Origin of the sequence: Aestuariispira insulae, from assembly GCF_003385955.1 — a bacterium.
GTDB classification, from domain to species: Bacteria; Pseudomonadota; Alphaproteobacteria; order UBA8366; family Aestuariispiraceae; genus Aestuariispira; species Aestuariispira insulae.
The window spans coordinates 1-11,262 of sequence record NZ_QRDW01000025.1 but is presented as its reverse complement, the minus strand read 5'-3'; the positions used below and the strand labels follow the sequence as shown (position 1 = coordinate 11,262).

Below are 11,262 nucleotides of genomic sequence, written 5' to 3'. Positions count from 1 at the left end.
ATCTGTTCTTCGCTAAATCGACTGCGCTTCATGTCCGTCTCCTTTTATTGGACGGACTCTACTCATTTTTGGAGGAGTTTTAAGGGCTCACGTCAGTCGGCAGTACGTTCATCTCCGGCATCGGATCTGGCAAACAACTAATTTTTGCGGCCAAGGGAAATGTCACGGATGGATCTTTCCGCTGAATTATTGTCGATGATCAGCCGATCATCCTGGAAACAAACCACCAGCCGGATGATCTGGGGTTGGGCCGAAACATCGTCCGGCACTTGCCTTACATCTTCGCCAAGAACATGCAATGCATTGCCTCATGCTTTGCAACAGGCGCCATCGTTCAGATGCGCTTGCCCATCCCGTTCCCGACCATCCCGTGTTTTCAGCCCTTTTCAAAGACTTCTTGAAAAAATGGGAATCGGGTTTGAATTCGCAATTGCTTTGCGCAGAAAATCTGATTAGTCTGCTTCTGAATACTCGGGAATTTGGATTGGCTTCAGATTGATCCCGGGGATGAGGCGGAAGGCCGGGCTAGGTTATGGTCTTCCCAGGGTGAATGCGGTTTTGGGCCTAAAAGGCCGGGGCCGGATAAGAGGCGGGGAAGGGAATTTTTCTTCTGGACCGATGACGTGATTGGCAGGGCCCCTGTGCCGGGGCGGGCCGGTTTCTGGTTATGTGGTTCTTCTCCGATGATTTGATTGAATGTCCACGCGCCATGGTTTTGCGCGTGGCCCTGGTGTATTTGCATAGGTGCTGTGCAAGGCAAATGTCTGTATCGGCACCGGTTTAACGATTTTGATTTGAGGAATTTGAGCGATGGCAAAAAAGACAAAAGCGAATAAGGCGGCCCCGAAAAGCGCGTCCAAGAGCGCGTCAAAATCGGCGGCGGAAAAACGCATGGAGGAATTGATGCCAAAATCCCAGATGGAGGGCGCGGCCTCCGATCTCGCCCAGAAACTGGAAGCCGCCGGCAAGGTGGATGAGGCGGCCCTGATGCGCGGCATTGAAGAGGCCCAGGCCAAGGCGGCCGAACAGGCGAAAGCCGCGGCCAATGCCGGTGAGGGCCAGCCGCAGATGACCATCTCCGCCGTCCTGGGCGAGATCGCCTGGATGATGTCCATGAGCCCGACCCATCGCTATTTCTTCCTGGCCGATATGGAATGGCTGGTCATGACCCCGGTGATGCTGAACCAGTTCCGCATCTATCGCGATGACAATGGCAAACCGGCCGGCCTGGTCCTGTGGGCGAGTGTCTCAGAGGAAGTGGAAAAACGCCTGGAATCGGGCGCGACCCGTCTTGCCCCCCAGGATTGGAAATCCGGCGACCGGCTGTGGGTCGTCGATGTGGTCGATCTGATGGGCGGCAAGGCCAATCAGATGATGCTGGATATGAAGAAGGTCATCTTTAAAGACAAGACGTTCAAATTTCATGTGACGACATCTGAAGGGAAACGGGAGATTCAAGAGGTATAAGTCCATGGCGCCTACACTGAACATTGCCTTTTTTGTCGTATGTTTCTGTTTTGCTGTGCTGTCTCCGAACAAATCTTTTGGGCATGAGCCAGGGGAGTATGTTGTTACAGAATGTGATGTGTTGATGTCCGCGCCTTTTGATCCGAGACGTAGGTCTGCTGCCGTATTAGATGGAAACTTGGATAAAGTGCAGGGTCAAATTAAGTGTCAGGAAGCAATGGTACTTTTTCCTCAGCATCCCCGATTCAGAGTTTTGTTAGCCAGAGCGATTATGAGTACTGCTGGATGGTTTCCTAAAAAAAGTGAAGAGGTTTATTCTCTTTTGAGTTTAGCTCAGGAGCAAAATTATACTGCTGCAAACTTCCTTCTCGGAAATTACTTCTATCGTGAAGGTGGCTTCATGCTGCCTCATAAAGAGGTGCCTCAGCAAAAGAGAAGTTACTTCAATCGTATGATCGAGAGCTACCAACGATATATCGATTCTGTTGAAGAGCACTCCTACGCTCTTGTCCAATTGGCGAGAGTATATGAAGCGATGGGCAGACAAAAGAAGGTGCTGCTTCACCTGGACAAAGCCATCTCAATGGGAAATATCAACGCCTTAACTCAAAAAGGCCGCTATTTGTTCGAAGCGGTAAGCCGAAAAGAAGGGCGTAAAAATTTAGTTTTGGCATCTCAACTTGGGGATGGAAGGGCTGATTACTGGTTGAGTGAATTTTATCTCAGAGGAGATGTTCTGAACTTGACTGTGGAGGATCTCGTCTTGAGCAAAATGCATTTTGCTAGAGCAAAAAAACAGAAGGCGGTAGCACCTCATATACTTGGGTTTGTCGAAAAAAAGCTCAATAGGATTCTTAAAGAGTTTCCTCGCATCAACGCAAAGTTCGATTTTATCTATGAAGCGGCTACTGCAGCAAGAAGTGAAGATTTGGTGTTCAGCCTGGAAGAAGCAGTTTCTCTTGCCTCTCGCCAATTCGATTCAGCAAAAAAAGAGTACTAAGAAACTGCGCTTTGGTGCAGAGATTTATTGGGGGATTACATGAGCTTCAATGGCTTTACACAACAGGAATTGGCTACTGCGGGGCAGTTTGTTCAGGGGGTTTCTGAAACGATTGGAGCTCTAGTTGCTGAGGGAGAAATCGACGGGCAATTGGACAGGAGTTACACAATCAATATTCCTTTTAATGGGGGGAAAATTCCTGTTTCCTTTTCGCATGCGGTCGAGAGCCAACCATGGACTGAGGATGGGGTCCCATTAGGTAGTAGCCATTATGTTACCTTGGGGTTGAAGCTAAACGGATTGAGTGCTGCGCCCCATCCGGTGGTGAAGCTTTTGTCTACTGTGCTTAGTGTCGGTCCAGCTGGAGATGTTAAGATCAGAGTGGATGTACCCAATACCCCTGGAGACTTTGACGTATCAAAAAATGTGTCATTTGTCGGAGGCGCTATTGGTTCCCAATCCTCAGTGACCTTTGGGGATGTAACGTTAGGTGCCACTCATTCTTTCTATTTTGAACGTGAGAACGGTCTAAACCAAATTGGCTATCGTTTGACTGCGTCTTATGCCGTAGGTAAGGGTTTTTATGCGATAAAAGATAGTGTCTCAGAGCGGGTCGTTATCGTCAGTTGGGAGGATGGTGAAACAAAAGTCCTCGATCCCCGGAGGGATTTTAAGAAAATCAACGAAATTGCGGATCAGGAAGGTTGGCCGCAGGAAGTGCTGGCGAGATCGTCTCATGTCAACCCAGAGTCGATAGTTGGTGATCTAATCTATGATCTTTCAGCTGTGCCGGATGAAGGGATTCGATATCTGGTTGAGGACGATTCCAGTAACGCTGCTCTCTATGGATATGACCAGCGAGCTTTCGAGTTCAATTCTTCTGGTAGCTACGGTAATTTTGGGACCTTTGGCAAAATCCATGAAATACTTTTGTCCGATAGTGCACAATATAGCGATGCCGTTGTATGGATCCCCAAAAACGCGCTACCGGGCCTATCACTCGCATATGAAGCTTATCTGGATCGGCTGGATAACAGCGGTAGTAGTTACGTCAGCAATAAGTGGCAGATTACAACTGAAGAAGCGAGATCTTGGCTGAAAGGTGAGATGGAACCTGATCGCGGACCTATGATGGTTTTAAATCGCGACTTTTTCAAATCTGATTTGGGTGAATTTGCCCTGATTTCTTCGACGGTCGATCCACTTCGGGCAGAATCTATTGCAAAGGGAATTAACGAGGATATAGAAACGGTTGCAAAAGCAAATCTCAAAGCTTTCGATAACGCTGTAGTCAACACCACTTTGAGATTGCGCCAAGAAGGGCTCATGCCGCCTATAGGTTTAGATCTCAACCAAGATGGGAAGATTAGTACCGTAAGTCAAAATGAAAGCGGTGTTGTGGTTGACCTTCATGGTACCGGTGTTAACCGTGGGATGGGATGGGTCGCTCCTGAAGATGGTTTTCTAATTGCAGATTTGGATGGTGACGGTCAGGTCTCTGCAGATGAAATGTCTTTTGCAAGCCGAACAGATGATCCATTCGATACTGATTATGAGGCATTTGGAAAGCTATATGACTCCAATAATGATGGTGTGGTTGATGCTCTAGATGACAATTGGGGTGAACTTCGCGCTTGGAGGGATCTCAACCAAAACGGAAAGTTGGACGATGGTGAAGCCGTCACTCTTGAAGCTGCTGGATTTTTGTCATTTAAGGTATCAAACAAGGAAGAACGTAATTCTTACATTGACTCCAAAGACCGTCAACTCGATGCAGACGGCGATGGTAATAAGATTGTCAATGAGGTTGAGATAACTGTAAAAGACAAGGCTACTGGTGAAGCGACCAGTAGCAAAGCCTATGACCTTATGCTAGGGGTGCAAACCTATGAGGAGGCACTCCTACAATCAATACAGAACCTAGAGAACCATAGTTTTGCTCAAATTGTTCTGAAGGAACTTCCTTCCAACCATATATCGATAATGGAAGAACAGTTTGGGTTAAATTTGCATGATGGTATTGCAGATGGGTCTATCGTTTCTCTCGAAGGTCCCGTTGGAACGATTCTGTATGATTTTGAAGATCCAGTCACGGGACTTAAGAAGCGTCTAACTGTAAAACAGCCGGGGGATGGTCAAAATCAAAATTCAAACCTAGTGTTGGACTATGGTACGGATTTTACTGTCACGATGTTGTCAGATGGAACTCCATATAGTGTCAGTTACAGGTTTATTGAAGTTGACGGTGAACGTATCGCTCAACCGATCAAAGTAAAAGAGATTGATGGAAGCGGTACAAACACAAAGATAATAGAAACAGATCCTGATCAAGAGAAGTTTGGTGTTGCCGGTCAACAGATTGGTTCAACCATTGGACGGTATATTGGTGGAGATAACATCTTTGCTTCAGTTGCAGCAAGCGCAACCATCGGCACTATCCTTCAAAATATTGGCCAAGAACTAGATATTTCTATTGATGCGGGTCAGAAGCAAACAACCTTGACGGCCAATGGCGAAATCGTTGAAGGCTTTAGCGATTTTGACAAGGATTTTATAGCGAACCTCAAAGGGGCGGCGGCATCGGCTATTGCTTCGCTGGTCGTTGGAGAAATAATCGATGCGATCGGCTTGGACGGCACTGTGGCCGGTGATCTGGTTTCTGCATTTGCCACAACGGCCCTGAGCCAGGTTGGCACCAATATTCTTAATGGTGCCAAGGATATTTTTGCTATCAAGATCGATCCTGCCAGTATCATAGGAACCTATATAGCAGGCGAGTTGTCATCAAAACTGGTGCCTGCAGAAACTACTGCCGGCGCGATCATGGGAAGTATCGGTTCGATCGTGGGGAGTGTTCTGCTACCTGGACCGTTTGCGCCTATTGGTTCTTTTATTGGTCAAACGATAGGCACTTTCCTTGGGAATCTATTCGGCAGGAAGAGCTCTGTTGGTCCTATTGGGCACTCGAACGTTAATCTGGGAAGCGATGGCAAATTCAGGGTAACCGCTTGGGCTACCGATAATGGATTATCCGGTGATTTAGTGAAAGGGATGGGGGAAACGGCCTCGACCTATCTCAATAACCTAGTGGAAAACATGGGCGGTGCCGCCTATTCCGCACCCCATGAGGCGTTTGGTTGGGGGCATGGAAAATATAGTACTCATCCTGGCCAGTATATCCATAACAGTTACATGGACGCGGTTGAATTCGGTGTTCTCAGGACCATTAAGGGAACTCGCGTGGAGGGCGGCAGCCTCTATGTGAAGCGTGCAATTCTTAATAGCACGGCAAAATCCTATGGACAGCTATTGGAAGACATTGCCATTGCTCAGGATTATCAGGCGTTCATTGACAATCGTGATGAGATTGAGAGCCTGATCTCTGCGGCACCAGATTCTTCCTTTACTGTCGGTTGGTATCTCACTCTCTCTAGAGCACAAGAGCTTAAGCTGGATGATGTTCATCCATTAGAAAATATCTCCCGATTTGGGGATGTGGTGGCTTCTCATGGCGAGAACTTGGCGGGTGTCGACCTGAGCGACATTATGATCCGAAAGAATGGCAATGGGTTCGAATTAGCCTGGAAAACGGATAAATATTCAGGTGTGCCATTTGAACTGCTCCCGGAACACAAGATCTCTGTTTCAAACTTCTCTTCCTGGAACCAAGAGATATCATCCATCTATTTTGACGATGGAACCAAGGTAAATATTGCCAAAATTTTTGAGTTTTTAGTAGGCAATAACGTTGAGGTCGTCCGTTTGGATGAGGCACTGGATAGCTATTTCGCTGCAAATGCCGGTAAATCAAATGAAGATCTCTCAGACGAGCTGTTTGAGAACTGGCAGTCAGGTAGCAATGATGAGGAAACCCTGCTGGGGACGAAAGCAGCGGATGTTATCCATGGTCTCGGGGGTGACGATACCATGGATGGCGGCGATGGCCATGACCGATTGTTTGGTGGCATCGGTGACGATCTGATCTATGGTGCTGATGGTGACGACAAAGTCTACGGTCAAGCCGGTGCTGATCTGATCTACGGCAACGAAGGAAACGATCGTCTGGAAGGCGGCCATGGCGACGATATCGTCTTTGGAGGTGAGGGTAATGACCTTATCCGCGGCGATGCTGGCAACTGGGACTCGGAAACCGTCTTTGGTGACGACTACCTCTCCGGCGGTGCCGGCAACGACACGCTCGAAGGCGGCGACGGCGCCGACACCCTGATCGGCGGTGTGGGCAATGATACCCTCTCCGGTGGGGCTGGCGATGACATCTATCATTTCGATTCCGGCGACGGCCAGGACATCATTGATGACAACCATCATCATTATGAAGCCAAGGTCTTTTCCGAACAGCGCACCGGCTATAAGACCATCAAGGAAGAGATCTGGCGCGGTAAGGAACAGAGCTGGCTCCAGACCCGCTATGTGCGCGTACCCTACACATATACCGTCACCTGGACCGAATATCTGAATGTCCTGGAAGATGGCGATCACGACACGATCACCTTTGGCGAGGGGATCCATCTCGACCAGGTGGTGTTCCAGATCGACGGGCAGAATCTGGTGCTTTATGTCCGGCCCTCTGCGGAGGATACCACGCCGCTGGACCAGATCGAAAACAAGATCTCGATCCATAACTGGATGAACCCGAAAAACCGGGTGGAGAATATCAAATTCGCCCATGAGTTCGAGCCGGGCAAGGATACGCTGACCGTCTCGGAAATCGTCGGCCAGGTCGGCACCCAGGGTGTCGATACCTTCACCTGGACGGAAACGCCGGTGGTCTTGAAATATCTGAATGAAGGCGATGACACCATCACCACCGGCGATGGCAATGACTTCATCATGGGCGGCGCGGGCAATGACACGCTCTCTGGCGGGGCCGGCAATGACACGCTGTTTGGCGGCGAGGGCAATGACCGCCTGGATGGCGGCGCGGATGACGACATCCTGCTGGGCGATGCCGGGGCCGATGTGATCATCGGTGGTGCGGGGGCGGATACCGCTTCTTATAAAGGCTCCGACGGCGGCGTTACGGTCAGCCTGGAAACAAATTCCGGCTCGGGCGGTTATGCAGCGGGCGATACGCTTTCCGGCATTGAAAACCTGACCGGGTCCGATTTTGACGATGTTCTGATCGGCAATAGCGGCGACAATATTTTTGAAGGGCTGGGCGGCTCTGACACCATGATCGGGGGCGAGGGCGCTGACACGGTCTCTTATGAAAATTCCCGCGAAGGCGTTCATATCGACCTCTCCCAGACATCAAGGCAGTTTGGCGGCGACGCCAGCTATGATGTCTTCACCTCCATCGAAAACCTGACCGGCTCCAATTTCGGCGACGTGCTCAAAGGCACCGACGGCGACAATGTGATCTTTGATGGCGCGGGCAATGACCAGGTCTTTGCCGGGGCCGGCGAGGATGAGATTCTGGCCGGGGCCGGGCGTGATCAGATCGATGGCGGGGAGGGTTATGACAGCATCTCCTATGCGGCGCGTGACGCAGGTGTGGTGATTGATCTCTCCGAAGGCACCCTGCCGACAGGGGGCGAATCCGTGCTTAACGCCCGGAGTCTGTCTGCGGAAGATGAGTTGATCTCGATCGAGCGCGCGACCGGCACCAATTTTGCCGATGTGATCATCGGTTCGGTTGCCGACAATGCCATTGCGGGCCTGGGCGGCGATGACACCATCGTCACCGGGGCGGGCGACGATATGGTCGCGGCGGGTGACGGCAATGACCTGATCCTGGGCGGTGCGGGTGCCGATACCATCGATGGTGGCGACGGCATTGATACCGCCTCTTACCAGGATGCGGAGGCGGGTGTTTCGATCCAGCTGGATGCTGGCGCGGCCAGCGGTGCTGCGGTTGGCGGCGCGGCCCTGGGCGATGACTTAAGCAATATCGAAAACCTGATCGGCTCCGGCCATGGCGACAGCCTTGGCGGCGATGATGCGGATAACGTGATCGACGGCGGCGCCGGGGATGACACGATTTTGGGCGGTGCCGGGGATGACTGGATCATCGGCGGTGCCGGTGCCGACAGTATCGATGGCGGGGCTGGCATCGATACTGTCGATTATTCCGGTTCGGACTCTGGTGTGATCGTGGATATGGGTGCGGGTACGGCTGAAAACCCCAGCACCCCCTCTGTGGCGTTGAAAGCGGTTCATTTGGATGATGCGGGTGATATGTTCCTTGTGACCCCGGCTGCAGACGGTGACCGGACGAAATGGACCTTTGCCACCTGGGTTAATCTGGACCGTCTCAATTCTTCCTATCAGTATCTTTTCTCGGCGATGGAGGTTGTCCCTTCCGGCGCGAACGGTTATCGCGGCGACCGGACGAATTTCCTGATTGATGAGCAGGGACGACTGGATTTCTTTGTCGTTGAAGTGATCAATGGAAATGAGGTCCCCCACAGGCTGACCTCCTCTGCGGCTGTGGTCACCCCCGGCGAATGGGTGCATGTGTCTGCAATTTATGATTCCAATGCGGACAATCTGGCTGATCGCATGCAGATCAGTGTGAATGGCCAGCGCATCACCAGTTTCTTCCGCAACAGCGTCCAGCTTTCAAAAGGCCATGAATCCGAAGTGGGCATGGGCGGAGTCCGTCATGGCATTGGCGGCAATATCGATGGCGGAACCCTTTTTGGGCCGCTGGAAGGTCAGTTGGCGGAAACGCATTACATTGATGGCGAAGCCGTCAGTGATGACCGCTTTTTCGAGATTGATGCGGAAGCTGTGCCCCAGCCGATAATCTATGCCGGAGAGCATGGCGGTAACGGGTTCCATCTGAATTATGAGGATGGGGCGCAGCTTGGTGGCAATGCCGTTGCAGGCGCCGATCTTGGCATCAATGGCACCCCCACCCAGGTTGTTGACAGCGGATTGGTTGCCCAGGACCTGCCCCTTGCCGAGGGCATTGGCGGGGATGCGCAGGGGGATGTCCTGTCCGGGGTGGAAAATCTTGTCGGATCGGACTTTGACGATTCTCTGTCTGGCAGCAGCGCCCGGAATGAGATCCGGGCAGGTGCCGGTGATGATACCGTGTTTGGCGGCGCGGGCCGCGACAGCCTGTGGGGGGATGACGGCAATGACATCCTCGCGGGCGGTGAGGATAGCGACCGGATTGACGGCGGCAGCGGTGATGACAGCCTCACCGGCGGTGAGGGGAATGACATCCTGCTGGGCGGGGCTGGCAATGATTACCTCTCCGGTGGAACCGGCGGTGACCTGTTGGATGGCGGTGCCGGCAATGACCGGCTTTTTGCCGGCGATAAATCTGAGATAGGTGACGAGGTGAATGCGGTCCGCTTGGACGGTGTTGACGATATGATCACCTATACACCGGAAAGCGACGGCGACCGCACGAAATGGACCTTTACTTCCTGGGTGAACTTGGACCGGCTCAATGAGTCCTACCAGTATCTATTCTCTTCGATGGAAGTTGTGCCGTCCGGTGCGAACGGTTATCGCGGCGACCGGACGAATTTCCTGATCGATGAAGAAGGGCGTCTGGATTTCTTTGTTGTTGAGGTGATCAATGGCGAAGAGCTGTATCACAGGCTGACCTCCTCTGACGCGGTCGTGGCACCTGGCGAATGGGTTCATGTCTCAGCAATTTATGATTCCAATGCGGATAATCCGGCTGATCGCATGCAGATCAGCGTCAATGGCCAGCGCATCACCAGCTTCTTCCGCAACAGCGTCCAGCTGACAAAAGGCCATAAGTCCGAAGTGGGCATGGAGGGAGTCTGCCATGGCATCGGCGGCAATGTCGATGGGGGAACACTGTTCGGCCCGCTGGAAGGGGTGATGGCCGATGTTCATTATGTGGATGGTGCGGCTGTCAGTCCGGTTGAATTCGGACGTTTTGAGAAGGATGGGACTTGGGTACCTGAAGAATATGCCGGCAGTCATGGTGAGAATGGATTCCACCTGGAATTTGAAGATGGCAACAGCCTGACCAATGACAGCAGTGCTAATGGCCATGGCCTCGATTTCAATGGTCAGCCGGTCAAAGAGCAGGATTCCGGCCTCACCATGCCGCCCATGGAGGGCTCCACCCTCTTTGGCGGCGAAGGCGATGACACGCTTTATGGCGGTGATGGCGATGACATCCTGGATGGCGGGGACGGCCAGGATGTGGCGGTCTTTGCCGGAAATAAGGGTGATTACATCATCCAGGATAATTATGACGGCTCGGTCACGGTGATCTCAGAGGCGACGGGTGCCGATTATGTAAGCCATGTGGAAAGCCTGCAATTTGACGACGGTTTGGTTGACCTCACCACCGGCAATCTGGGCCCGCAGGCAGCTGACGCCAAGGTAGTTCTGGATGGCTGGCAGACGGTCAGCCATAAGCTGAGCGCGTCTGACGCGGATAGCGGTGACACGCTGACTTATGAAGTTGTCGGTGCTGTCAGTGTGGCGGGCAATGTCTATACGCTTGCGAGCGGCGCGGAAGTGACAGTCAATGCTGATGGCAGTTACAGCTATGACCCCAAGGGCAATAGTGCTGCCGACAGTTTCACCTGGAAGGTGACGGATACGGCTGGCCTGTCCAGCCAGGCCGTGATCACGGTCTCTGTGGGTGAAGGCAATCCGGACCATTATGGTGCGCTGGATGAAAGCATTGCGCGCCATAACGGTTATGGCAGCCTGTCTGCGGACAAGCTGACCTATACGGGCAGCGGATCGGCCGGCCAGGCAACCTATTCCATCATCTGGTATGACCAGTGGCTGGAGGGCAAGAGCTATTGGGAGACCGAGATTGTCACCGA

3 protein-coding genes and 1 pseudogene are annotated in these 11,262 nt (G+C 52.1%); 3 read left to right on the top strand and 1 reads right to left on the bottom strand.

Annotated elements, in window-relative coordinates:
- Positions 1–140: 140 nt before the first annotated feature.
- Positions 141–299 (bottom strand): annotated as a pseudogene (locus tag DFP90_RS23380) (IS66 family transposase); the annotation flags it as partial.
- A gap of 511 nt (positions 300–810) precedes the next feature.
- On the opposite strand from DFP90_RS23380, the gene DFP90_RS22305 reads away from it, so the two are divergent.
- The 3 genes from DFP90_RS22305 to DFP90_RS23375 form a co-directional block, all read left to right on the top strand.
- Positions 811–1,467, top strand: coding sequence for a toxin-activating lysine-acyltransferase (locus DFP90_RS22305; RefSeq protein ID WP_115939683.1), 657 nt, complete (start codon positions 811–813; stop codon positions 1,465–1,467).
- A 4-nt stretch (positions 1,468–1,471) separates the two neighbouring features.
- Positions 1,472–2,467 carry a tetratricopeptide repeat protein gene (locus DFP90_RS22300; protein WP_115939682.1) on the top strand — a complete coding sequence of 332 codons (996 nt, stop codon included), beginning with the start codon at positions 1,472–1,474 and terminating at the stop codon, positions 2,465–2,467.
- 2,499 nt (positions 2,468–4,966) lie between these two features.
- A partial coding sequence (locus DFP90_RS23375) for a LamG-like jellyroll fold domain-containing protein (protein ID WP_281269712.1) occupies positions 4,967–11,262 on the top strand: 6,296 nt, incomplete at its 3' end.

Excerpts from the sequence above, each read along its gene's own strand:
- DFP90_RS22305 (WP_115939683.1), top strand. The coding sequence starts at position 811 with ATGGCAAAAAAGACAAAAGCGAATAAGGCGGCCCCGAAAAGCGCGTCC.
- DFP90_RS22300 (WP_115939682.1), top strand. The coding sequence starts at position 1,472 with ATGGCGCCTACACTGAACATTGCCTTTTTTGTCGTATGTTTCTGTTTT.